At 32.4% G+C, this 26540-nt stretch carries 18 protein-coding genes and 1 riboswitch; of the genes, 4 read left to right on the top strand and 14 right to left on the bottom strand.

The annotated features are described in order from the left end of the window. Positions 1–141 precede the first annotated feature (141 nt). The 4 genes from B6K90_RS18210 to gntK form a co-directional block, all read right to left on the bottom strand. Complete coding sequence (locus B6K90_RS18210) at positions 142–4314, bottom strand: S8 family serine peptidase (RefSeq protein ID WP_088014189.1); 4173 nt, start codon at positions 4312–4314, stop codon at positions 142–144. 834 nt (positions 4315–5148) lie between these two features. Continuing rightward, a complete protein-coding gene (locus B6K90_RS18205; RefSeq protein WP_088014188.1) occupies positions 5149–9309 on the bottom strand; it encodes a S8 family serine peptidase in 4161 nt (1386 codons plus the stop codon). A 385-nt stretch (positions 9310–9694) separates the two neighbouring features. Continuing rightward, positions 9695–10954: a helix-turn-helix domain-containing protein gene (locus B6K90_RS18200; RefSeq protein WP_088014187.1), complete on the bottom strand. Its 1260-nt coding sequence runs from the start codon at positions 10952–10954 to the stop codon at positions 9695–9697. 290 nt (positions 10955–11244) lie between these two features. After that, complete coding sequence (gene gntK, locus B6K90_RS18195) at positions 11245–12792, bottom strand: gluconokinase (RefSeq protein WP_088014186.1); 1548 nt, start codon at positions 12790–12792, stop codon at positions 11245–11247. Positions 12793–13090: 298 nt separating this feature from the next. On the opposite strand from gntK, the gene B6K90_RS18190 reads away from it, so the two are divergent. Beyond that, positions 13091–13939, top strand: a complete 849-nt coding sequence (locus B6K90_RS18190; RefSeq protein WP_088014185.1) for a MurR/RpiR family transcriptional regulator — start codon at positions 13091–13093, stop codon at positions 13937–13939. Positions 13940–14022: 83 nt separating this feature from the next. Here B6K90_RS18190 and B6K90_RS18185 read toward each other — a convergent pair whose 3' ends face one another. Then, on the bottom strand, positions 14023–14631 hold the full coding sequence (locus B6K90_RS18185; protein ID WP_167555420.1) for a TetR/AcrR family transcriptional regulator: 609 nt from the start codon (positions 14629–14631) through the stop codon (positions 14023–14025). Positions 14632–14812: 181 nt separating this feature from the next. Here B6K90_RS18185 and B6K90_RS18180 point away from each other — a divergent pair, with 181 nt between their 5' ends. Continuing rightward, on the top strand, positions 14813–16003 hold the full coding sequence (locus tag B6K90_RS18180) for a YhgE/Pip domain-containing protein (protein ID WP_088014183.1): 1191 nt from the start codon (positions 14813–14815) through the stop codon (positions 16001–16003). Between the two features lie 50 nt (positions 16004–16053). Here the strand turns inward: B6K90_RS18180 and B6K90_RS24385 are convergent, their stop codons facing one another. From B6K90_RS24385 to B6K90_RS18145, 8 genes are all read right to left on the bottom strand, one after another. Next, entirely contained in the window at positions 16054–16179 is a 126-nt protein-coding gene (locus B6K90_RS24385) for a hypothetical protein (RefSeq protein ID WP_268875897.1), read from the bottom strand. Positions 16180–16262: 83 nt separating this feature from the next. After that, positions 16263–17084 carry a hypothetical protein gene (locus B6K90_RS18175; protein ID WP_088014182.1) on the bottom strand — a complete coding sequence of 274 codons (822 nt, stop codon included), beginning with the start codon at positions 17082–17084 and terminating at the stop codon, positions 16263–16265. 143 nt (positions 17085–17227) lie between these two features. Beyond that, the gene (locus B6K90_RS18170; RefSeq protein WP_088014181.1) at positions 17228–17704 is read right to left on the bottom strand and encodes a YbaK/EbsC family protein; all 477 of its coding nucleotides are present in this window, start codon (positions 17702–17704) and stop codon (positions 17228–17230) included. Between the two features lie 81 nt (positions 17705–17785). Further along, entirely contained in the window at positions 17786–18880 is a 1095-nt protein-coding gene (locus B6K90_RS18165) for an MBL fold metallo-hydrolase (protein ID WP_212667534.1), read from the bottom strand. Between the two features lie 169 nt (positions 18881–19049). Beyond that, the gene (ribH, locus tag B6K90_RS18160) at positions 19050–19511 is read right to left on the bottom strand and encodes a 6,7-dimethyl-8-ribityllumazine synthase (protein ID WP_088014180.1); all 462 of its coding nucleotides are present in this window, start codon (positions 19509–19511) and stop codon (positions 19050–19052) included. 19 nt (positions 19512–19530) lie between these two features. Then, positions 19531–20724: a bifunctional 3,4-dihydroxy-2-butanone-4-phosphate synthase/GTP cyclohydrolase II gene (locus B6K90_RS18155; protein ID WP_088014179.1), complete on the bottom strand. Its 1194-nt coding sequence runs from the start codon at positions 20722–20724 to the stop codon at positions 19531–19533. A 12-nt stretch (positions 20725–20736) separates the two neighbouring features. Further along, on the bottom strand, positions 20737–21384 hold the full coding sequence (gene ribE, locus B6K90_RS18150) for a riboflavin synthase (protein ID WP_088014178.1): 648 nt from the start codon (positions 21382–21384) through the stop codon (positions 20737–20739). Between the two features lie 322 nt (positions 21385–21706). Continuing rightward, a riboswitch (FMN riboswitch) is annotated at positions 21707–21854 on the bottom strand. 574 nt (positions 21855–22428) lie between these two features. Next, on the bottom strand, positions 22429–23694 hold the full coding sequence (locus tag B6K90_RS18145; RefSeq protein WP_088014177.1) for an APC family permease: 1266 nt from the start codon (positions 23692–23694) through the stop codon (positions 22429–22431). A 131-nt stretch (positions 23695–23825) separates the two neighbouring features. Between B6K90_RS18145 and B6K90_RS18140 the strand changes: the two genes are divergently transcribed. Then, positions 23826–24725, top strand: coding sequence for a LysR family transcriptional regulator (locus B6K90_RS18140; RefSeq protein WP_088014176.1), 900 nt, complete (start codon positions 23826–23828; stop codon positions 24723–24725). 97 nt (positions 24726–24822) lie between these two features. On the opposite strand, the gene B6K90_RS18135 is transcribed toward B6K90_RS18140, so the two are convergent. Next, positions 24823–25782 (bottom strand): LacI family DNA-binding transcriptional regulator, encoded by a 960-nt coding sequence (locus tag B6K90_RS18135; RefSeq protein WP_088014175.1) that lies wholly within the window; start codon positions 25780–25782, stop codon positions 24823–24825. Positions 25783–26134: 352 nt separating this feature from the next. On the opposite strand from B6K90_RS18135, the gene B6K90_RS18130 reads away from it, so the two are divergent. Then, positions 26135–26314, top strand: a complete 180-nt coding sequence (locus tag B6K90_RS18130; RefSeq protein WP_088014174.1) for an H-type small acid-soluble spore protein — start codon at positions 26135–26137, stop codon at positions 26312–26314. Positions 26315–26540 lie beyond the last annotated feature (226 nt).

Below are 26540 nucleotides of genomic sequence, written 5' to 3'. Positions count from 1 at the left end.
GATTTAGGGAGGGAGAAAAAATATTTATAAAAATAACTCATCTTTATAAATATTTTTTAGTTTTCTAAGTAAAAAACCTTCTCCCAATACAGATTGGGAGAAGGCTGTCTTTAAGCCCCGATTTAATTCTTTTCCTTACTCTTAATTAGTTAAATCTAAATCACTTAAAATACTATCTAATGTAGCACCTTTATATGATTTTTTAGCTTTAGGAGGATTTGGAACTGTTGAATTTTGTAATCCAAAGTTCTTAACTACATAGTCCATATCTTTTGCATCAACTACTTTATCAAAGTTGAAGTCAGCAGATGCTTTGTTTGTCCCCCAGTAAGTTTGTACAGCTAACGCATCGAGTACGTCGATTACATCATCTTTATTTGCATCACCAGCAGGAGCCACATCCAATAAATAGCGCAATTGCTTACCGATTAAATCACCACGGATATTATCAAATAAATTATCCATTGTTTGATTGATTGTAAAGTGACCTGGTACATCTACTGATAATGTATAAGGTTTACTGTCTAATTTCACACCATCGAATGCATAATCACCTTGTTTTGATGTGATTGGTGTTTGTAAAACAGTTTTACCATCATAAGATGTTAATGTAATTTTCGCACCTAATTTACTTTGATCGATCGCATAGTTTGTTTCACCCGTTACAGGGTTTTTTGCTCCTTCTACTTGAAGTGTTCCTGAAAGTTTTGAAACTGTTGGTTTTACATTGTAACCTTCAATATAAGTATAGACATTTTTCGTTTCAACATTTGATGTGTCAATTGTAGATGTACCGTTACCTGAGAAGTTGATTGCTGAACCTGTTGTAAATGATTTATCAGTTGTTTTAATATCGAAATTAAATAATTGAGTATCCTCTGGTAACTTAGCTGAACCTGAGTAAGTAAAAGTAAAGTCATATTGTGTGAGATAATCCCAAGTAGTAGGAGATGTTTTTACTGTAACTTGTGCGTCTCCATATTTCTTAACCTCATCATTTACTTGAATATTATCAATGATTCCTTGATTATTATTCAATTGAAGTGTTAGTTTAGTTGTTTTTAAGTTATTAATATTATTGGCTTTTATAGAGTAGTTTACAGTATCACCAGGTACGATATTTTGCTTATTCGCTTTTAAGTAATAATATGGAGTTGTATTTTTTACGAACGCTATTCTAATTTGAGCAGTTGGGTTTAACGCTGCATCCATTCCATAGAAAGTTAAAGGTAATATTGAATATTTGCTATCAACTAAAATTTGATCATTATAATCCCCGTTTTTATCTACGTTAATAGGTAATGATGGGAAGAAAGAATTATAAGTGTAAACAATTGTGTTATCTGATTGGTCAGCTTTAATACCGTATTTTTTCGCTTCGTCAATTTCTGGATCATTTACGTTAATGTTGAAGTCGTATAACATTTGTCCATTTTTATCTAGTTGACTATCACTATACTCGATAACTTTTTGATCTAATTTGTCAAAGCTTGAAGTCATATTAGGAATAGCATATTCCAGCATAAAGTCTCTAGCTTCAGCAAATGTTTTTCCACTTTCACTCACACCAACTAGTCTTAATTTGTAATGACCTGGTTTAATTAATTCATATTTACTGCTAATCGGGTTTTTCGCATCTCCAGTGAATGGGAAGTAATATGCACCTACAAGTCGACCAATATTGTAAACTACATCCTCCTTCATTACTGAAGTATTAAATGAACCAATAATACCTAAGTCTTGACCAGTTGTTGGGTCCTGAACGATAACATCTAATGATTTCATATGTGTTTTTAGAGAAACACTTCCATCAATAAATGGGTACGCATAAGTTGGATTCGTAATTTTATTTGAATAAAGTGGGTTGATTAAATTAAATGATTGGATACCCTCTTCAACTACACGAACACCAAATGGAATTTGATATTGTTCAGTTGGATCTGCAGTATTCGTGAATGTAACATAACCTTCATATGTTCCTTTTTCTGCAGTTTTTGGAATGTTTAAATTAAACTTAATTGATTTCGAGCTAATACCATTCAACTTAACTGATGTAGGACCTGAAAGTGTAACATTATTTGAAGCTGCATCCTTAGATCCTCTTAATCCAGTTTGATATTTCACGTCGACACTAAATGTTTTTGCTTTTTCACTACGATTCTTTAAAGTAACACTGCGAGAATCTGCAATAGCGTTATCATCAAATCCGTATGAACCAAAGCTCATCCCACCGGTTAATTCATTAATTAATTTTTCTTTGCCGTTTACGATCGTTGGTGTTTTATCAACCACTTCTAATTCTACATTTGAATGAATTGCTTCATATGCATCTACACGTCCACTACCTACTTCAAATACACTATAAGCTTTTGATAATGGATCAGCAGTATTCATTAGGATTGATTTGATATCTTCTGGTTGTAAGTCTTTATTTGATTGAAGTAATAGGGCAGATACACCTGCTACATATGGTGTTGCCATTGATGTTCCAGACATACGCTCATATGCATACTTATAATCTTCAGGCTTTGATCCATCGCCTGTTTTATTATTTACATAAAATGGTACACTTGAAAGAATCGAAACACCCGGAGCAGTCACTTCTGGCTTGATATCATAGTTTACACGTGATGGTCCCCTTGAACTAAACGTCGCTAATTCATCTGAAGCTGTTTGTAGCTTAGTATAATCACCAAAAGATACTTCATTTCTACCTGCTTTAACCGCTGCTGTAATTTTTAATCCCTCTTCATATGATACTGAGAATGAAGGAATAGCATCGACCGACTCACCTAAAAATGCTTGGATTGCTCCTTCACTTTGGTTATCAATATTATTAGCCATTAATACACCTACAGCGCCAGCTGCTTTTGCATTTTTAATTTTATCAATTAAAGCAATCGTTCCACGTTGAATGTAAGCAATCTTGCCTTTTAAATCTTTTCCTGTAAAGTCAGATGGATTTGCTAAACCTACATCAACAAGTTGATAGGTTTTACCTTTTAATGTCGTTAAATTATCGGAGTAGTTTTGAGCTAATTGTCTAAAGTTGTATTTGTTTCCATCCTGTGTTCCGTTAAATTGATAAAGATCAATTGCAACAGATGAAGCTCCAACAGTTAATGCTAATGCAGCCGCTCCCGGTGAACCTAATGTGTCCATTTTGTCTCCATCATTTCCTGCAGCTACGACAGTCGTTACACCACTTAATACAGCATTGTTAACCGCGATGGAAGTTGCATAAAGTGGATCATTTAACGACGCACCTAATGACATATTAATAACATCCATGCCATCTTGTACTGCTTTATCAAGACCAGCGATAATAGCTTCACTTGTTCCAACCCCACCAGGTCCAAGTACACGATATGAATAAATATCGGCTTCTGGTGCTGCACCAACCTGTTTGTATTCACTATCTGAAGCACCACGTCCACCAATGATACCTGCTACATGAGTACCATGCTCAGTATAATAATCAGCTCCATTTGCAGATCCTGGTTTACCAACTTTTACCCAATCAGCATATGTAGTCTCCATTGGATCATTATCATTATCTACAAAATCATATCCACCTTTGAAAGCGTCTTTTAAATCTGGGTGGTTGTAATCGATACCTGTATCAAGAATACCAACTTTAATGCCCTTTCCTGTATAGCCTTCAGCATGTAGCTTATCCAAGCCGTCATATGGCGTATAGTTTTCTACTTTAGATTCGTCTGCTTTTAACTCGGTATTCTTATCTGATTCCTTTGGAGGGTCAATAGAGAACTTCTCGTTACTCCAAACAGTTTTAACTGCTTTTGATTTTAATAGATTTTTAATTTGATTTGCTGGTAGACTCATTGAAACACCATTAAAGGCATTTTTATATGAATGTTTAATTTTATAATCTACCTTTTTATTATTTTCATCTTTAAGAACTTGTCCCACTTCTGCAGTAAAAGTAGCATGATCTTGATCAACTAATTTCCCTGCCTGTGTCTCAGTTAATGATTTACCTTCAACTTGCGCCTCAATTTTAGCCACCTTAGCAGGTTTATTTGCAAACTCTACAATAACTGAGGTTTGTTTTGTAGTTGTTTGATCTATGTCTGATGAGATTTGAAGCCCTGTCGATTCATTCGTTGAAATTTGTTTTAAAGCAGCTCGTTGCTGGGAAGTTAAATTTGCAAGTATTGTTTCTGTCTTCGTTTTCTCTGCTGCCTTTGAAACATTTGTTACATGTGCAATAGGTGCAACAACAACACTAGATGATAGAGCTAATACGGTAAAGCCTGATACAAACTTACTTTTCTTTACTCTTTTCCCCATTCTTCTTCCTCCTGGCTTTTATTTATCTAAAGTAAAATTCAATAAAGATCTATGATTTATAAAATAGTAAGCTACTTTTTATCTTCATATATATCTCTTTACATCAAATTTACTTTCTACATTTATTATCAATTTTTTCCAATTTTCGGTCAATTGGGTTATCCCTCGCCTAATTTACCAAAGTTTTAAATTCTTCCTCTCTGCATTCGACAAGATTCTTCTAAATTCTCCCGTGAAAAACAATCGAAATAACCCAATTTTTCTATCATTTTAAAAGAAATAGTCAGTTCTATGAAAACGCTTACTTTTTTTATTTAAACTTTAATCGTTTAAATAAACCTCGGGATGATAGGTTTTTCTTACAAATTGAACATGATAAAACTATTTTAGAATATTATAATTCATCATTTATTAGGATTTAAAATGGTCAAAAATTAACACATTTTTTTGTGAAGAGTACCGAACGAGAGAAGAATGCGTTACTTTTAAAAGAGAATGAGTAACAAAGAATGCGAAGGTTTGTGGGCAATCTAAGGTCTTTACTTCTGTTTTGGTCATTTTCAATTTATCATCTTACTTATCTATGCTTGTTCACTCAAATTAATTAAAATTAATGGCTTTATTTGCCGTTCCACCGATTTAATTTGCAGTTTTGACTTTTTTAATTATAGATTTGCCAATTTTATTTGCAGTTTTCGAATATTTATTTGCACGCTCCCCAATTAATTTGCTGATTTCGCTTTTTTAATTGCAGTTCACTATTTCATCATTTCACATATATTCCTATAAAATAAAAAGGGAAGCCAATCTAGCTGGCTTCCCTCTTCTACATTATTATTGATCTAAACCTAACTCTTTTAAAATACTATCTAAAGTTGCACCTTTATAATTAGTTTTTGGTTTTGGAGCGTTATCAACAGTAGGATTTTGTAATCCAAAGTTTCGAACAACAAAGTCCATATCCTTTTTATCTACTACTTTATCAAAGTTAAAGTCTGCTGTAGCTTTATTTGTACCCCAATATGTTTGTACAGCTAGTGCATCTAACACATCGATTACATCATCTTTGTTAACGTCCCCAGCTGCAGCTGTTAATAAACCTATATTAAATCTCTTTCCTAACGTTTCTCCACGTACTTCATTTGATAAAAGTACTTGTCTGTTCATTGTAAAATGACCAGGTACTTCAACTTTATAAGTATAAGGTTTTGTATCTGCTTTCAACCCTTCAGCGCTGTATTGTCCGCTTTTGTTGATTGAAGGTTGAACAGTTGTTTTTCCATCATAAGATGTAACTGTAACTTTTGCACCAATTACACTTTGATCAAGCGCATAATTTTGGTTTCCTGTTACTGGATCGTATGCTCCTTCTAAATTTAATGCTCCATCAATTTTAGAATAAGTATTTTTAACTTTATAAGATTCCATGTACGCATACACATCTTTTGTCTCAACATTTGATTGATCAATTGTTGATGCAGTCATTGTATACCAATCATGTGGGATAAAATTTGTATATTTCTCTGCTGTTTTCATATCGAAATTAAATAATTGTAAGTCTTCTGGTAAAGCTTTTGTTCCATTGTAAGTAAATGTAAATGTATAAAGCTGACTTATGCCAGAAGGTACTGAAGTTACTGAAACTTGTGCATCACCATATTGTTTTACTGCATCATTTACAACGACATTTTGAATTGTTGCTAGATTCGGATCAACTTTGAAATTAATTTTAGTAGTTTTTAAATTTTTAATATTATTTGAACGAACACTGTAATTTACAGTATCACCCGTTGTAACTGTTTGTTTATTTGCTTTTAAGTAGTAGTATGGGAAATTTTGATCCACGAATACTAGTCTTAACATATTTGCAGCATTTCCAGTAAAGTTTCTTGCTGCATCCATACCATAGAAAGATACTTGTAATGGTGTAGATTGCTTCTTAACTAAAATCTGGTCTGTATAGTTTCCGTTCTTATCTGTTTTAATTGGATTAGCAGGGAACGGACTATCGTAAAATGATACAACTGCATTTGATGACTGATCTACTGGGAAACCTACTCGGCTTGCTTCAGCAGTTTCAGGATCATTTAGATTAATGTTAAAGTCGTATAAGAATTCTCCATTTGAATCAAATTGGCTATCTTTGTATTCAATTACTTTTTGATCTAATGTGTCAAAGCTAGAAGTCATAGTTGGTGCTGCAACATCATAAACGAAATCAGCAGTTCTTACGAATGTCTTACCTTTTTCATTCGTTCCAACTAATTTTAATTTATAGTTTCCTGCTTTTGCTACTACTGGATCATAACTAATCGGATTTTTTGCATCACCAGTAAATGGATAGTAAATTGAACTAAATCCTCTTCCAATAAAGTAATCTTGATTTTCATTCATTGTGATTGGTGTAAAAGATCCAACTAAACCAAGATCTTCACCTGTTTTAGCATCTTGTAATAATACATCTAATGTTTTCATGTGTGACTTTAATGATAGATCGAATGATAAGAACGGAAAGGCATTTGCTGGCCAGCTCGTATCATTACCAAACATTGGGTTGTCGATTTTAAAATAATCGATTCCTTCAGCGACTACACGACCACCAAATGGAATTTGATATGTTTCTGTTGGATCCCCGGTATTTGTAAATGTAATAAAACCTTCATATGTTCCTTTTTCCGCTGTTTTTGGAATGTTTAAATTAAACTTAATTGATTTTGAGCTAATACCATTTAACTTAACTGATGTAGGACCTGAAAGTGTAACATTATTTGAAGCTGCATCCTTTGATCCTCTTAATCCTGTTTGATATTTCACATCAACACTAAATGTTTTTGCTTTTTCGCTACGATTTTTTAATGTAATATTGCGAGAATCTGCAATATCTTTATCATCAAAACCATAAGATCCAAAGCTAATGCCACCAGTTAATTCTTTAATTGATTTTTCTTTGCCATTAATATAGGTTGGTGTTTGATCTACTACTTCTAATTCTACATTCGAATGAATTGCTTCGTATGCGTCAACACGTCCACTACCTGCTTCAAATACACTATAAGCTTTTGATAATGGGTCAGCAGTATTCATTAGAATCGATTTGATATCTTCTGGTTGTAAGCCTTTATTTGATTGAAGTAATAATGCTGATACACCTGCTACATAAGGTGTCGCCATTGATGTACCTGATAAGCGCTCATATGCATATTTGTAATCTTCAGGTTTTGAACCATCACCAGTTTTATTATTTACATAGAATGGTACAGTTGAAAGGATCGCCACACCAGGTGCTGTTACTTCAGGTTTAATATCATAGTTTACGCGAGATGGACCTCTTGAACTAAATCCTGCTAATTCATCAGATGCTGTTTGTACCTTTTTAAAATCACCAAAAGTGAATTCTGATTTACCAGATTTGATTGCAGCTGCAATTTCTATACCCTCTTGATTAGATACTGAGAATGCTGGAATTGCATCAACCGATTCGCCTAGGAAAGATTGGATCGCACCTTCAGCTTGATTTGTTTCGTCGTTATACATTAAAACGCCAACTGCACCTTTTGCTTTTGCATTTTTAATTTTATCGATTAAGGCAATCGTTCCACGTTTGATGAAAGCAATTTTCCCATTTACATCCTTACCATTGAAATCTGCTGGATTACCTAAACCAACATCAACTAATTGATATGTTTTTCCTTTTAATGCTGTTAAGTCATCTGAATAGTTACGAGCTAATTGTCTTACTGAATAGTTTTTGCCATTATTTACTCCAGCATATTGATAAACATCTAATGCGATTGACGATGCACCAACTGTTAAGGCTAAAGCTGCAGCACCAGGTGCACCAAGCGTATACATTTGATCGCCGCTATTTCCTGCTGCAACAACTGTCGTCACACCACTTAAGACAGCGTTGTTTACTGCAATCGATGTTGCATAAAGTGGATCATTTAGGGTTGCACCTAATGACATGTTTATAACATCCATACCATCTTGAACAGCACGATCGATTCCTGCAATAATGTCTTCCTCAGTTCCAGATCCATAAGGTCCAAGAACACGATAAGAATAAAGGTCAGCATCTGGTGCCGCACCGAGTGTTTTATATTCACTATTTGCTACACCACGACCACCAATAATACCAGCTACGTGTGTACCATGCTCAGTGTAATAAGTTGATGAGCCATTAATTTCAGGTTGACCTGATTTTTTCCAATCTGCATATGTTGTTTCCATTGGATCGTTATCGTTATCAACGAAATCGTATCCGCCTTTATAAGCATCCTTCAAGTCAGGGTGATGATAATCCATCCCTGTATCTAGAATCCCTACTTTAATTCCTTTACCCGTAAATCCTTCAGCATGTAAGCGATCTAATGCATCATATGGAGTATAGTTTGCAACATTTGCTTCATCAGCTTTCAGTTGATCATTTTCTTTTGGTGGATCAATTGTAAATGTTTGGTTACTCCACACCTTTTTTACAGCTTTAGATTTTAGTAGATTCTTAATTTGGTTTGCTGGTAAGGTCATGGAAACACCATTAAATGCGTGTTTATATGAATGATTGATTTTATAATCTACTTTTTTACTTTTACCACTTGTTATAACTTGGCTGACATCTTTCGTAAAAGTATCATGATCTTGATCAATTAGCTTTTCAGCATCTGTTTTCGTTAAAGTTTTCCCTTCAACACTCGCTTCAATTTGAGCGACTTTAACTGGTTTATTAGCAAACTCTACAATGACATTCGTTTGTTCAGTAGAGTCCAAATTAATATCTGAGGAAACTTGCAGCCCAGAATCCTCACTAGTAGAAAGCTGCTTAAGAGCTGCTCTTTGCTCTGAACTTAAACTTGCCAAAATATCTTCTGCCTTACTTGGACTTGCTGCATTAGATACATATGTTACTTGCCCAAGAGAACCTAAAATAAAACTAGATGTTAAAGCTAAAACAGTAAAACTTTTTAGAACTTTACTTTTTTCTCTCTTTTCCCCCATTTTTCTTCCTCCAGTTCATTTTTCTTCTTTGTTTGCCTTTTACGTTAATTACTAAAATAAGTTTTTTTGACAAGTTCCTCTAGTAATCAACAAAATAGAATGAACATTTGTTGTTCTTTTCTACTAATTCTATTATTAAGAATTTTCTATCTTTAGGCAATTGGGTTATAGTAAACCTTGATTTATCAACGTTTACTCAAATCCCCTTAAAACAATCGACAAATTACAACATAATCCCCCTTCGTAATAAACCAATTTTATTCAATTTTAAGCAATTTATATTCAATAAATTAGATTATTTGCCTAATACAACGAAATAATTGTCTAAAAAGTACAAAAAAAATACATAGACACGTTATTTAACGATGCCTATGTATATTCTTTTTTACAAACTTACAAATGTATGTTCAATAGATTCGTATAATTCAGCAGCTTTTTGAAACTCTTTAATCTCGATGTAGTGTTTATATAATTTCTTACCAAACTGTTCGATATAAAATTTATTATTAGTAGAATAAAAGAATGGGAGTGCCTCATCTGAGAGATATTGATAAAATTTTTCACGGGCTCCCTCAGCCTTAAGCTTAAAAAGTTTAATCAATGTAATATGTACTGGGCTTTTTAACATTTTTGCTAATGCTAATGCTCTTTTCATCACACCAAGAAGTATCTCTTTTTCTAATAGTGTCCCTTCCGTACATGTCTCTAAATAATTGCACAAACGTCTTAGATAATTTATTGATTTTTTATTTTCGGTTTCATTAATACTTTCCTCAAAATAATACAAGGCAGTTTCATATTCTTCTCGTTTAAAATATTTCACTCCGAGATTATTTAATAAAATAGCCTTTCGTTCTCGATCCCCTAATACTTCACAGTTATGAATCAAATCTTTGTACCGTTCTACAACTTCATTAAAATTCATTTCTAATTCACTACCATATTGCAATAGCATAAGTGTTTCAGAACTAATTGCGAATAAATAATTATTTGTTCTTTGAAAAAACTTAAGTGCCATTTCGGCATATTTATATGCTAAGATTTTTGAGCTTCCATAATGATAAGCAATTGCTAGATGGTGGTAGTACTCTTCATTTCTATACTCATCAATATTAATCATCTTTAATACTTTAATTGCCTTTTGATGGTCTTCACTACTTAGACTAGTATAGTTCGATATATAGTACATACCTTGAAGATGATAGAATAAATTTTTCTCGAAAGGAGATAAATCACTAAATTCTTTTTTCACATATGTAAGTATTTGCTTAACCATATCTAAATTTTGATAATGAAAATAATACCTTGCTTTTAATAAATTATAGTGGGCTGCATATTGTGAATAGTCTATAAAGGGCATTTGTTCAAGTTCTGTTTTATATTCTTCTATTTGAGCTTCTTTTTTCATTATTAATGCATCATGCCAAAAATTTAATTTTTTTTCTAAATTATAAAAAGATTGGACTTCTTGATTAATATTGATCCCTAAACGATCTGAAAATAAAGCTATAATATCAGGTGAGTATGCCGTCTTACCTCTTTCAATTTTACTAACATGAGTAGTTGTACATATACCTTCACCAAGCATAGCTTGAGTTAACCCCATTTTTTCACGATAAAACTTTATGATTTCCCCCTCAATCATATGCACCCTCCTCTATCTCTATAAACATATTTATCTAAATATTCTTTACTAAATTTTAATATCCTTTTAACGAAAAAACAATTAATGATTTTTACCTAATACTAGGAAATTTTCTTTCAAATTCAATACAATATAACTAAAAAAAAGATAGGTTTCGAAAATGAAATCCTACCTTAAAGACTATTTTATATTATTTCTCCACTCCCAAAGACCTAATCAATCAAAAGTGCTTATCTTACCTCATTTCTCATTCAAACCCAAGATATACTTCCTTTATTTAACTCTTACTATCACTTAATCCATTTATTTTGGAAATTTGCTATGTTTTCATATTCCTCGTTTAATTTTCTAGACAAACTAATATAAATACCAATTAAATCTTCATAAATTTCAACGTTTTCTTGAATCGGCTTATGATTTAATGTTGTTCCAACAAGATCAGACATAATTGAAAAATCTTCTATTTCATCTAACGCATATCGTCCTAAAACGACTGCACCTAAGCAAGAACTTTCAACACTCTCTGGTACACCTACTTCTTGATTAAAAATGTCAGCTAGCATCTGTCTCCATAATTCAGATTTCGCGAAGCCGCCAGTTGCTTGAATCTTTTTAGGTATCCCAATTACTTCTTGTAAGGCTAAAAGTACAGTATATAAATTTAAAATTACACCTTCTAATACAGCACGAATCATATGTTCTTTTTTATGATGTAAACCTAAACCAAAAAATGAACCTCTCGCGTTTGCATTCCATATTGGTGCTCTTTCTCCAGCTAAATATGGATGAAATAATAATCCATCAGATCCCGGGTTAACTCTTGCTGCAATTCTAGTTAATACTTCATATGAATCGACTCCTAGACGTTTAGCCGTTTCAACTTCTGATGCAGCTAATTGGTCTCGTACCCATCTAAATGTCATTCCTCCATTATTAACTGGCCCACCAATTACCCAATGTTTGTCAGTCAAAGCATAACAAAAAATTCTTCCTTTAGGATCAGTTACAGGTTTGTTTGTAACTGTACGGATCGCGCCACTTGTACCAATTGTAACTGCGACTACACCCGGCTCTATTGCGTTAACTCCTAAGTTCGATAGAACACCGTCATTGGCTCCAATTACAAAAGGAGTAGATTGATGGATCCCAATTTCGTTTGCATATACATCTTTTATATTAGTAAAAGAGTGTGTAGTTGAAACTGGTTCTGATAACTGTTCTTTTGTGATTCCACAAATCTCCAAGCATTCTGCATCCCAATTTAAATTTTGCAAATTCAATAAACCTGTTGCGGAAGCGATTGAGTAATCTACTAAATATTGCTCAAAGAATTTGTAAAAAACATACTCTTTAATTGATATGAATTTACTTGTTTTAGAAAATATTTCTGGCTTTTCATGACGAAGCCAAGTAATTTTTGCTAACGGAGACATAGGATGAATTGGCGTGCCAGTCCTAGAATAAATAGATTGTCCATTCATTTCATTCTTTATTTTATTTGCCCAATCAACAGCTCGACTATCAGCCCAAGTAATACACCTAGTTAATGGTTGTCCATTTTGATCAACAGCAATCACACTATGCATTGCGCTACTAAATGAAACTAACGCTAAATCATCTTTACGAATCCCACTTTTTGTGATTGATTGCTTCATTACTTCTACAACAGCTCTGAAAATTTCATTTGGATCTTGTTCAGCAGTTTGTGGAGTAGGACTATAAAGAGGATATTCAACATTATGCGAACTCACAACATTTCCGTTCTTTTTAAACAAAACTGCTTTTGTACTTGTAGTACCTATATCTACTCCTAAATAATATTTTTCTGTATGTACCATTTGCTATTCACCTAATCCTTGATCTTAATCTAAGAAAACTATATTCAATTTATAAATCATACATTTTCTTAATTATATATAAAAATTATGTGTGAAAAAAATTTTTTTGACAAAAATGATAATATACGAAATAATTTTCACAAGAAAGGGTTTTCATATTATTATTAAAAAAAACTCTTTTTTCCTATATAATAATTATTAAGAAAATTATATTGCTTTTCTAAATCTTTAAAAAACAATACTATATTAAAATTTATTTATTCTAAAAATCAATTCCCTACGGAAAGGTGTCACGAATATGGAACAAACGAACAGCTTAGGTAAAATTCGTTCTTATTATGCGCGATTAAGTGATAAAGAAAAAAAAATCGCTGATTATATTCTCCAAAACCCAAAACATATTATTCACAGTACGATTACAGAAGTAGCTGAAGACTTAAACGTTGCAGATGCAACCGTTTTTAGATTTTGTAAAAGGATTGGATTTAAAGGATACCAAGCGCTTAAAATTGCATTAGCAACAGAAATTATGACGCCGATCCAGCAAATCCACGAAGAAATTAACGAAAAAGACGATGAAATAACAATAGCAAATAAAATATTTCAATCTAATATTCGAACACTTGAAAATACTGCCCAAATTCTAGATGGTGCATCGATAAAAAAAGCAGTAAATCTTATTTTAAAAGCTAATAAAGTTGAATTATACGGTGTAGGTGGCTCATCTGTTATCGCAATGGATGCCTTCCATAAATTTATTCGAACAGGAATAAAAGCGAATTCTTACACAGACTCGCACTTTCAATTGATGTCAGCTTCTCAACTGACAAAGGAAGATGTGGCAATCGTCATCTCACACTCAGGATCGAATAAAGACATTCTACGTATTTTACAAGTATTAAATGAAAACGGTGCCAAAACGATAGGAATTACAGGTTTCCCAAAATCCACTTTAAGCCAAAATGTTGATGTCTCGCTTTACACATCTTCTGAGGAAACAGAATATAGACCAGAAGCACTTGCTTCAAGAATTGCACAATTAAGTATTATCGATGCATTATACGTAAACTTAATGATCTTAAACTCTCACAAAGCTAAAACATCCTTTGAAAAAGTAAGAACAGCAATATCAGAAACAAGATCTTAATTAAAAAGATGTCTCAAATGTCCAATTCATTTGAGACATCTTTTTTTGACATCAAAAATTAGTTATTACATATTAATACTGCATTATTTAACGATTTGAACTACAAATTGCTTCATAAACTTTAATAGCTTCATATGCATGATTGCCATTTCTTCATGAGAAATTGGTTCTTCCTTTTCTAACCATTGTTCCAGAAGACCAAAGAATGCGGATGAAATAAACGCAGTTGCGTATTCATGTGGTATATCAATCATATATTCGTTTTCTATAATATCCACTAATTTTTCATAAATCGTCTCTTTTATATATGCTTTCATTTTCTTTGGAAAAGCTGGGTCCCCTTTTGTACTGATCAGAATTTTAATAAATCTTTGATTTTCTTTTAAATAATGAAATACATTAAGAATAGGTGGATAGACTATGTCATTTGAATAAAACTCATTTAATTCTTTTGGTCTTATATATTTAAGTCGATCTTGTAGCCCTTCTAATATTTCATTTTGACTTTTTTCCAATAAATCAAATTTATCTCTGTAATGAAGATAAAATGTACCGCGATTTAGTCCGGCTTTTAAAGTAATATCTCTTACTGAAATAGCTTCGAATCCTTTTTCCTCTATTAAATCTAGCAATGTCTCTTTTATTAATTCCTTCGTTTTAGCAACTTTTAATTCTCGTAATGATTGAGTCACTTTATACCATCCCTTTTGAATACAATTTCTTACTAAACAAATTTCATGAAAGTGTTTAGCAATGAACACATTTGTATAATTTGCTTATTGTGATTTATTAAAACTCATTGTAATATCATCACATAACAACAGTCAACACGTTGTTCAGTAATTTTACATAAAGGAATTAGGAGGTTTTACAATGAACTTATTTAAACAAAAGCAAGCAGTATTAACTCCTATACTAGTACTAGTTGTTGCGTTTATTTTCAGTCTAACATTAGCATCGTCAGTTAATCCAACACCTAAAAATCTTCCAATCGCAATCGTAAACGAAGATCAAGGAATCCAAGTGCCTTCAAAAGGGAATGTAAACATAGGAGATATGATGGTTTCAAAAATAAATGAACTATCTAAAACGAAAAATGGTGAAGATCAAGCAGTTAAATGGATTCAAGTTTCAAATGAAGAAAAAGTTCGTGAAGGGCTAAATAATCAAAAATATTATGCTGCTCTAATACTTCCAAACGAATTAAGCAAAAATCAAGCTTCGTTAAAAACATCAAATCCCTCACAAATAACGATTAAAATTCTAGTTAATCAAGGTAAAAACGCAAATGGATCAACAATGGCTAGTCAATTGTTGACTCATTTAGTAGAGAATCTTAACCTAAATATGCATACGGAAATTTTTAATGAATTAAAGAAAAACGTAAGCTCAATTTCAGTAAAGCAAGCTGAAGTGTTAGCTAATCCTATCGTAACAAAAATTGAAAATGTTAATGCAATTGGTACACATACAGCAAATGGAAATGCACCAGTAAGCTTAATCACCCCACTTTGGATGTCTAGTTTAATTGGAGCAGTAATCGTCTTTTTAGCGAAAAAGAAAACTCAAACAACAACTTCAAGTGGTAAATTAAAAATTATTTTTGAACAATTACTATTAGGCGTTATCTTATCATTCCTAATCGGTTTTGGTATAACATTAATGGCGAAATGGATTGGCTTTGCTCTTCCAAACTTTTTGGATGTTGCCTTATATTTAACAATTGCTTATTTCTGTTACCATATCCTAATTTCTGCTGTTATGTCATGGATTGGTTTTGGTGGCGTAGGGATTTTTGCCCTAATCTTCTTCTTCTCAGGTTCTTTAATTGGAATGCCAAAAGAGCTATTACCAACTTTTTCAAAAGACTGGATTTACTCATGGGTTCCAATGCGATTTGGCGCTGACGGATTAAGAGAGATTTTCTATTTTGATAAAGGATTATCAATGAGTCATCCGATGAGTGTGATTATTTGGATTGGTATTATCTCAATTATTGTTTTATCTTTATCTGCTTTTAAACCAAAAAAAGAAGAACTAACTCAATCTTTAGCAATGAAATAAATTAAACATCAAAAAAGGGAAACCAACCTCATTTGGTTTCCCTTTCCTTATTACTGATCTAATCCTAAATCTTTTAAAATACTATCCATAGTCTTTTCTTTATTAGTAGTTTTTGGTTTTGGTGCATTATCAACTGTAGGATCTTGTAATCCAAAGTTTTTAATGATAATGTCCATATCCTTTGCATCAACTACTTTATCAAAGTTTAAGTCTGCAGTAGCTTTATTCGTACCCTAATAATGGCCCCCTTTCTATTATATTAAGTATCAAATAATTTCCCATCCAACGCTTCAATATATCTCTTAGCAGATTTATAGACTACTAATTTTGCATTTTCTTTTACAATTCCATGAAATGCATTATAAATTCTATCAAATGTTAACTTCTCTACGGCTAATGATATCTCTTTTACTTTTTTTGCTGGTAATGGAATTAAATTAGGATAACTGTACATAAAACTTACCCAATTTGGATCTGCAACTACTTGAATAATATCTCCTGTTAACAGTATTCCTTTTTGCACATTCCCAGCTTTCCATTCTAATACTGCCCCACCTTTAAAGTGCCCACCCAATCGATGAATTTGAATTCCTTTGTTAAGCTCTAACGATTCGCCAGACCAAAAAATAATTTTATCACTTTTTCTCGTGATCCACTCTTGGTCATCTTCATGTATGTATACAGATACATCAAATCTTTCAGCCCATTCAATTTGACTAGAGTAATAGTGTGGATGTGATAGAGCAATCGCATTGATTCCTCCTAACCTCATAATTCCTTCAATCGTCTTCTCATCTAGATAAGTAACACAATCCCATAAAACATTAAACCCTTCATTCTTAATGAGATATGCAGTTTGACCAATCCCAAACTTAGGGCTCGTTACAATACTATATAAATTTTCTTCTTCAAAGCGAATAATATTTTGATAGTTCTCGTCTTTCATTGATTGTAATGTTGTCCAACTTTGACCACTTGGATTGATGTATTGTCTTTCTTCAGAACAAATTATGCAGTACTCAGGAGGATCGATAGACTTGTTATACTGAACGCCACAAGTCGTACAAATAAATTTGAACATTTACTTATTCATCTCACTTTCCCTCTAATTTAATCTGATGGATTTCAAGGTAAAAATTCCCAATACAAAATAGACACATTTAAGTATAGTAAATCAAAAACTGATTTATTACACTTGAATGTGCCTAAATGATTTATGTTCTATTATTTAATATTTACTACTTTACCTTTTGTCATTTCAATTAATTCATTTGGTGTTAACTGAAAAATTGCTTTTGGATGACCCGCAGCAGCCCATACTGCTTTATACTGTAATAGATCCTCATCAATAAACGTCATTACTTGGTTTTTATGACCGATTGGTGCTACCCCTCCAATGACGAATCCAGTTTGTTCACGTACGAAATCAGCATCTGCTTTGCCTAGTTTATCATTTAGTATTTTCTCGATTTGTTTCTCATTTACACGGTTTATTCCACTTGCTACGATTAGGACAGGACTATTTGAGCTTTCTAATTTAAATATAATAGACTTTGCAATTTGAGCCACTTCACAATTTAATGCATCAGCTGCTTCCTTAGCAGTTCTTGCACTATTTGGTAGTTCAATCACTTTATTTGTATAACCTAACTCAAAAATTAAATCTTGTACTATTTTTGCACTTTCTTTTAATGCTTCCATTAACATCACTTCCCTAAAAAATTGATTTTTTATTTATTCAATAATAAAGTGTACAATCCTGCTTTTATTCAAATAAATAAACTACTTCCACCAAACTGAATTAGGATATTCACCTGTACTTATATTAATTGTTTCTCCAATTTTAGGTGTGGCATACTTTACCTCATTTTCTTTAGCAGCCTTCACAACACGTTCAATTGGGTCATTCCAGTCATGAAATGCTAATGTAAAAGCACCAAAATGAATTGGCACAAGAACTTTACCTTTTACATCAATAAAAGCCTGAACTGTTTCTTCTGGCAACATATGGATTGCAGACCATCGTTTATCATATTGACCACATTCCATTAACGCAAGATCAAACGGTCCATATTTTTCCCCTATTTCCTTAAAATGAGGTGCATAACCGCTATCACCACTAAAGTAAATTTTCGTTTTCTCACCAATGATGACCCACGAACACCATAATGTACTGTTACGATCAGTTAAGCTTCTCCCTGAAAAATGTCTTGCTGGTGTACAAGCTAATGTTAATTGATCAAATTTAAATTCATCCCACCAGTTATGTTCAGATATACTCTCTTTCGGTACTCCCCAACTCACCAAGTGACCCCCTACACCAAGAGGAACAATAAATCGATTGACTTTTTGTTTGATTTTTTTTATAGTACCGTAATCTAAATGATCATAATGATCATGCGAAAATATGACAGCATCTATTTTTGGTAATTCATTGATCTCAATTGGTAAACCTCCACTATATCTTTTACCACCAAATTGCGGAAACGGGGTTGGTGCGTTCCCAAACATTGGATCAATTAAAATATTTTTTCCATCGATTTGAATTAATAAAGCTGAATGTCCAAACCAAGTAATTTTTGTGTCGTGATTTTTCGAATGCAATAATGAAACATCGATTTTCTCCATAGGGATCCCATCTTTAGGCCTACGATTCGGATTTTTCTTAACAAAGTCTCTAATCATAGAAATATTTGTTTTGAAACCCATACTCATACTCGTAGGGACTTGGTTTGTAAACTTACCATTTTTATAATGATCCAAAGTATAAAATGGCTCCATTTTATACTTTGAATATTTCTTCCCAAAATGAGGATATGTATTTAAAAACATTGTTATAATGATAACTAACAATACTAAAATTAGTAAAAATAACATTTAATTTCTACCTCCAAATTAACCTCTATTAAAGTTTACACTACCATAAATTTAGAAGATTAAACAAATATCCAGGTTGCTTTTTCACATAAAAAATAATTTTCGATTAATAAAAAAAGAGAGGTAAAATTCACCTCTCCTTAACCAGTTTCTTCTATTATATATACACTTAGTTCAAAGTTCTTAATAAATTAGCCATCTCAATTGCTGAAATACCAGCATCCCAGCCTTTATTACCAGCTTTCGTGCCCGCTCTTTCAATCGCTTGTTCAATATTTTCTGTCGTTAATACGCCAAAAATGACAGGAATACCAGTTTGTAGAGTAATAGCAGCAACACCTTTTGCTACTTCGTTACATACGTAATCATAATGAGTAGTTGCACCACGAATAACTGTTCCTAGCGTAATAATTGCATCGTATTTTTTTGAATCAGCTAGTTTTTTTGCAACTAATGGAATTTCAAATGCTCCTGGCACCCAAATAACATCAACGTCTGATTCTTCTACACCATGACGATATAGAGCATCTTCTGCACCACCAAGTAGTTTTGATGTAATAAATTCATTAAAACGTCCTACGATTACAGCAACTTTAAGCCCAGATCCTACTAAATTTCCTTCAAATTTCATTTTAATCTCTCCCATTTTTTTAATAGTGTAGTAAATGTCCCATTTTTTCGATTTTAGTATTTAAATATTTTTCGTTTTCTATTTTCATTTCAGTTTGAATTGGCACTCGATTGTTTATTTGAATTCCATGAGATTTTAGCGCATCTAATTTAAGTGGATTATTAGTTACTAAATCAATACTCACAATACCTAAATCTTTAATAATTTGAGCACTTATCGCATAGTCCCTTAAGTCTGCATCAAATCCTAAGTTTAAATTTGCTTCAACAGTATCAAAGCCTTCTTCCTGTAACTTATATGCACGTAACTTATTGAGTAAGCCAATGCCTCTTCCCTCTTGACGCATATAAACAATTACGCCTTTCCCAGCTTCTTCAATCATCGTTAATGTTGATTGCAACTGAGGTCCACAATCACAACGACATGAGCCAAATACATCACCTGTTAAACATTCTGAATGAATACGTACAAGTACTGGTTCGCCATCGTCAACTTTACCTTTTACAATCGCAATATGCTCTTTACCATCTATTTCATTTGTATAGCCAATCATCTTAAAATCACCAAAATCAGTTGGTAATTTAATTTCAACTTCTCTTTGTACAAGTTGTTCAGTTTCACGTCTATAATGAATTAAATCTTTTATTGTAATCATTTTTAAATTAAACTTTTTTGCGACTTGAATTAAGTCCGGCACTCTTGCCATAGTTCCATCGTCATTCATAATTTCACAAATGACTCCAACTTCTTTCGATCCAGCCATTCGAGCTAAATCTACTGCAGCTTCAGTATGGCCCGGTCTCTCAATAACTCCTCCATTTTTAGCGACTAGAGGGAACATATGCCCAGGTCTTCTAAAGTCTGCTCCAGTTGATTCATCATTTAACATTTGTAAAACAGTATGTGAACGTTCAAATGCAGAGATACCAGTAGTAGAATCGATATGATCTATACTTACAGTAAAAGCAGTACCATGAGAATCTGTATTTTTTGCTACCATTTCATACAAATCTAGTCTTTTAGCTATTTCTTCAGAAACTGGCGCACAAATTAATCCGCGACCATGTGTCGCCATAAAATTTATATTTTCGGGAGTTGCATATTCTCCGATAACAACAAAATCTCCTTCATTCTCTCGATCTTCATCATCACAAACAATAATAATTTTTCCATTTTTTAAGTCTTCAATTGCTTCTTCTATTTTAGAGAACATGACCTTACTCCTTTATATATAGCCATTTTGAGATAAAAATGAAGTTGTTATTGTAGAACTCTTTTTCGTCTCATTCATACCAAGCATTTTTTCGACATATTTACCTAATAAATCAAACTCGATATTAACAACGTCTCCAACGTTTTTACTGCCTAAGATCGTATTTGAGCGGGTATGAGGAATTAAAGAAATCGTTACAATATCAGTTTCAACTTCAAATAATGTTAAACTTGTACCATCAATCGTTATACTGCCCTTTTGAAGGCAATATTTAGCAAACTGACTTGGAATATTAATTTTATAAATTACTGCGTTTTCCATTGCTTTAACGGATACAATGTTACCTGTACCATCAATATGACCAGATACAATATGGCCACCAAACCGTCCGTTTGCAGCCATTGCTCGTTCTAAGTTTACTTTTTGGCTAGAAACCAAAGTACTTAGATTAGATGCTTGAAATGTTTCAGGCATGACATCAACAGAAAAATCATTTTTAGTAAAATCCGTAACGGTTAAACAAACTCCATTTACAGAAATGCTATCTCCTAAATGAACATCCTCTAAAATTAATGATGCGTTAATTGTTAGCAATAAAGTTTTACCTTTTTTTACGATATTTTTTACTGTTCCTATTTCCTCAACGATTCCAGTAAACAAGTTTCTTTCACCTCATTTCGAAAAAGCACATAACGTTTAAGCCCGATTAATGACTTTGTAAGATCCATCTCTAATTTCATAAATAGTTGATCCAACCCATCACACCCTCTAATTCAAATTAATTTGAAAAAGTGAAAAAGCCCCCTAGGAAAACTCCTAAGGGGCAATAGATGTTTAAGAAAGGAAGCATACTTAAATAAACGCTTGTACAATATGAGTCTAACTAACAGACAGTACAATAGCGCGTCTATTGTTGTACATATGCACAACAAACTAAGCCTATACGGATCGTATTTTTGAAAAAAATAAACCGTATATGCACTCCATCCTTCTCCCATCCAGACTATACTGTCGGCTCTAGATTCTAACTAGATCAGCAACATATAAAAAATCTATATGAAGCTCACGGGCTTAGTATAAAAATATACAACACCGCCGGTTGGGAATTTCACCCGACCCCGAAGGACACTAATTATCAAATTTGGTTTCATTATAACTATCAATTATTTGGTTGTAAAGAATTTAAGATTCTATTTTTTTTAAAACTAACTAATTAAATTCAAATTAAAGTTGTAAAAGTAGATAAAATATAGACTTTTACACTCTATTTTAAAAAAAATTTAATTTTAATTTTTTATTTATATACTCTATTCTCTTTAATAAAAATGCTTTGTAACATTATTCTCGTTAGGATAGCAATTCTAATTAAAAATGTATAAATATTTAATATTTATTTTAAATAGACTGATTGTCTTCTTATAATCAAATTTATAAATATATTAACAAAATAATTTTTTTAAAAAATCCTAAAATAATAAAAATCCTACTCACAAACAATCATAATTTAGACATTATGTGTTTAGAAAACAGACTTTATTTTGTAAAAATTAAACCTGCTAAACAATATTCTCTACTCTTAAATTGAAAAACATTTAAAAATATCACTATCGAAATAACTATAAATATACAATAGGAAGAATTATTATAAATTTTCATTTTATAAAAAAAGAAACTTCTTTTGATTGAAGTTTCCTTTCTAAGCCATTATTCATTTCCAACTTGTAGAATTTTTTCATGTTGTTTCGAATCTCTTTTTTGTAGCCATATAAAGTACAACGAAACTAATATAATCAATACAAGAATAATTGGTGAAGAAAATAAAAGTATTCCTAAAAAGCAAATTGCTAGAATAAATGAACCGATTTTAAAAAATACGGAATCAAATAATCGTAAACAAGCCAATACTCCTAGTAATGCGTTACATAAGAAGAATGCATTTGCAATTGCTACAAGTGTTTGAATACTTAGGAGGTCATTAAAATAAAGAATAAATACAATAATGTGAATGCCAAATAAACTAAATAATGATCGAGTTGCCACATTATTTTTATTTTTAAAAGAAAGCCATGAAGGTAATAAACCGTTTTTTGCTTGATCGGCGATTAATCTTGATACTGCTCCTATTACTAGCAGTACTGTACTAATGCAGAGTGCAATTGTAATTGATGAAATAATTGGAGTTGACCAACTTCCAAATAAACTTTGAAGTAATGGTGCTAATGATTGATCCATCGTATTTCCATTTTTAGAATGAATCCACTGAAAAGCAAATGCAACTGTTAGACTTACTATTGCTATGATCGAGAAACTTAAGACTACTGCTCTAGGAATTGTTCGTTCTGGATTCTTTACTTCTAAAGAATAGCTGCCGATGACTTCCCACCCAATTAAAGCCCAAAATAATAACAGTAAACTTTCTCCAAAATCAGAAACAGTAATTGGATTCGATAAAGTAAAGCTACCATCAACTGTAAATAATGTATGAATACTCCCCACTATTAGCGTCACCACTATGAAACTAGACATAAAAAAGGCAAATTTCCCAACATCAGCAATGCTTCTAGTTAAAATGATATAAACAAAACATAGTATTCCTAAAGTTAGCCATTTTTCATTGAAAAAACTTTGATTCGTCAGGAGTTGTAAGTAATGCCCTGCCGTACCTGCAACTGCAATTGGTCCAAAACAAACTGCAAGTAAAAAGAAAATGGCTGAAAGATTTTTTATTTGTGTACCAAATGCTCGCTCAACTGCTAATGGTACTCCAGAATCTCCAGGAATCATCAAACTTAACTTACCAAACATTAGTGCAAATATTAAACTTAAACCAAGCATGATAATCCAAGCAAAAATAGCATAATCACCGGCAGTTTCATACACTGCAGGTGGTAAAATGATAATTCCTGAACCTAAAATAGGTCCAATCATTAATCCGCTGAGCAATAGAAAACCAATTTTCCGATTCCTCATTAATATCCCTCCAATAGTTATTGAAACAAATTGTAATCTCGTATACTTTAATTATATGTACCGTTCTATCATCGGTAAAATGAATAGTTACGATATAAACCATCGGGAATCCCGATACTTAGGGGGCTTTTATGGAAATCCGTCATTTAATTACGTTTAAGTCAATTGTCGATATGGGCGGGTTCTCTAGAGCTGCAGTCCATCTCGGATATGCACAATCTACGGTTACTGCACATATACAAGCACTTGAGCAAGAATTAGGTGTACCTTTATTTGATCGTTTAGGTAAAAAGGTTCATCTGACTGAGATCGGTGAGAATTTTTTAGTTCACGCAATCGAAATGATTCAGCTCTATTCAAAAGCAAAAGATGTATTTTATATGGAAAATGAGGAGGTATCCACTTTAAAGATTGGTGCTCCTGAATCTTTAACGATCTATCGTCTTCCACAAATTATCCAAGCCTTTCGAACACTAAATCCGAAAGTAAATATTATCATGAAATCTGGTTCATGTTGGGAATTACAAGATGAATTACGTCGAGGAGATCTTGATATTGGCTTCTTCCTACAAGCTCCATTAACTGATTCAGATTTGTATATGGAAACACTCATTGAAGAACCACTTGTCATTTTGCTACCACCAACTTCTGATACTAGAACACTTTCATCGTTTACACTAAATGGGAATGAAAATATAATTCTCACAGAACAAGGCAGTTATCGTGATTATTTTGAAGCATTTTTAAGAAGTAAAGGAATCGCAACTGAGTCCGGAATGGAATTTTGGAGTATTGAGGCAATTAAACAATGTGTCATGTGTGGACTTGGCATATCCATACTCCCACTCGTAGCGGTTCAAAATGAAATAAAACAGCAACAACTGAAAGTCATAAATTGGGATACAAATTTAGGAAGTGTATCTACGATCATGTCTTGGCATAAAAACAGATGGCAATCACGTGCAGCTAGAAAATTTATGGAAGTCGTTAGAGAGCAGTCTCCTTTGTGGAATCATTCTATCAAAAGCTAGTTCTTGCTTTTAATAAAAAAGTCTTATCTACAATAAAAATCAGCAGTAATATCATTAAACAACATGAAAAAAAGCTAGTTCCTGACTAGCTTTTTTATTATACAGTCTGCCGTTCAATTAATTTAATCGCAATTTCCTCCTGTGTAATCTCAGATCTAATCGCTTGAATAAAAAGTTTCTTTCCTACTTCCCTTAATGGAATTTCGACTGTTGTTAACTTCATAACTTTTGCAATAGGTTGATTATCGAACCCTATTATCGCTAAATCTTGAGGAATAGCTATTCCATGATCATTACAGCAAGTTTGCACACCCGCAGCTACTTGATCACTTGTTACTAACAAAGCTGTTGGTCTCTCTTTTAAATTTAACAACGATTGGACAACTCTTTCACCATCTTCGAAATAATAACAATTGTCAAATACGAAGTCGCTAATTATTGACTCATTATATTTCTTATGAAAATCAATATAGGCAGTCTCTCTTTGTTTACTATTCATGCCTGTTCTACGACCAATACTATAGCCGATTTTTTGATGCCCTTTTTTATATAAATATTCTAATGCAATCATGAAGCTATTGTAGTGATCGATAAAGGTTGAAGAAACCTTTGTATTTCTCGTATCTTCAAATAGTATTATTTGTCCATACTGCTTATACTCTTCAATCATTTCAAAAGAACAAATTCTAGAACAAATAATGAGTGAGTCTATTTGTTTGTGCTGTAGCATCTCTAATGCTTCTATCTCTCTCTTCTCTTCATAATTTGTTTGAAATAGTACAAGTTTATAATTATTTTTTATTGCCTCATTTGCAATTCCATCAATTAGCAATCCAAAGTACGGATGATGCGAGAACGGAATGACCACTCCAATTAGATTCGTTTTTCCTTTACTTAAATTGACTGCATTTTGATTTCTTTGATAATTGGTTAACTCAATTGCATTTAAAACTGCTTTCCTTTTTTCCTCACTAACATATGGTTCATTATTTAAAACTCGTGATACTGTTGTAACCGAAACGCCTGCAATCCTCGCAATTTCTTTAATATTAGACATTTTCTCACCTTTTCTAAACTTTTTCTTGCTCTGTAACTAGTTCCATACTTTACGCTGTTCTCATAATAAAAAGGAGGTACTAATATGCAAATACTTTTTGGCTTACTTTGTTTACTATTTATGTGTAGTTCAATCTTATTTTTCGCTTCTATTGCTATCATACAACAAGAAAAGAAACGCGTTAAGAAATGAGAGCGAAACTTAAAAAATCAACTTAAGTGATTTTTTTACTCCAACCATTCTCCTCATTGTCTTATATTACATAATCCTTTAAAAAGCTCTATTTTCCATGAATACTCTAACTTTGCTATGTGAATAATAAAATAGGTTAGTTATTAAAGGAGGTATTATGATGGATACTGAAAGAGCACTAGAAATCGTAGCTGCACCTGGTATGATTAATGTGACTTGCGATGGAGTACCGGTTTATATTCAGCATGTTAATAAAAATGAGGGTACAGCTAGAATATATCCTCTTGATCAGCCACAAAATGATAAAGAAGTATCATTAAGTAACTTAAAAGAACATTAAATGATAAAAAAGACCCAAAAATAAACCTCTATTAAGGAGGTTTATTTCATTTTTGAAAAAAAAACGTAAAAATATAATTATTTAGTCCAGTTAAAATTGAAACCTTGAGAAAGAAGAAGATTTTACGTCCTCGTTGTTACTTATGACATAACCGAAAACTAGTTCATTTTAATCAACTTACTAGGTACAGGGTAATATGTCGAATTTACTACATATTTAAAAAAAT

It is taken from the genome of Gottfriedia acidiceleris (assembly GCF_002128425.1).
GTDB classification, from domain to species: domain Bacteria; phylum Bacillota; class Bacilli; order Bacillales; family Bacillaceae_G; genus Gottfriedia; species Gottfriedia acidiceleris.
Note: the sequence above shows the minus strand (reverse complement) of the source record. Positions and strands in the feature narration are given on the sequence as shown.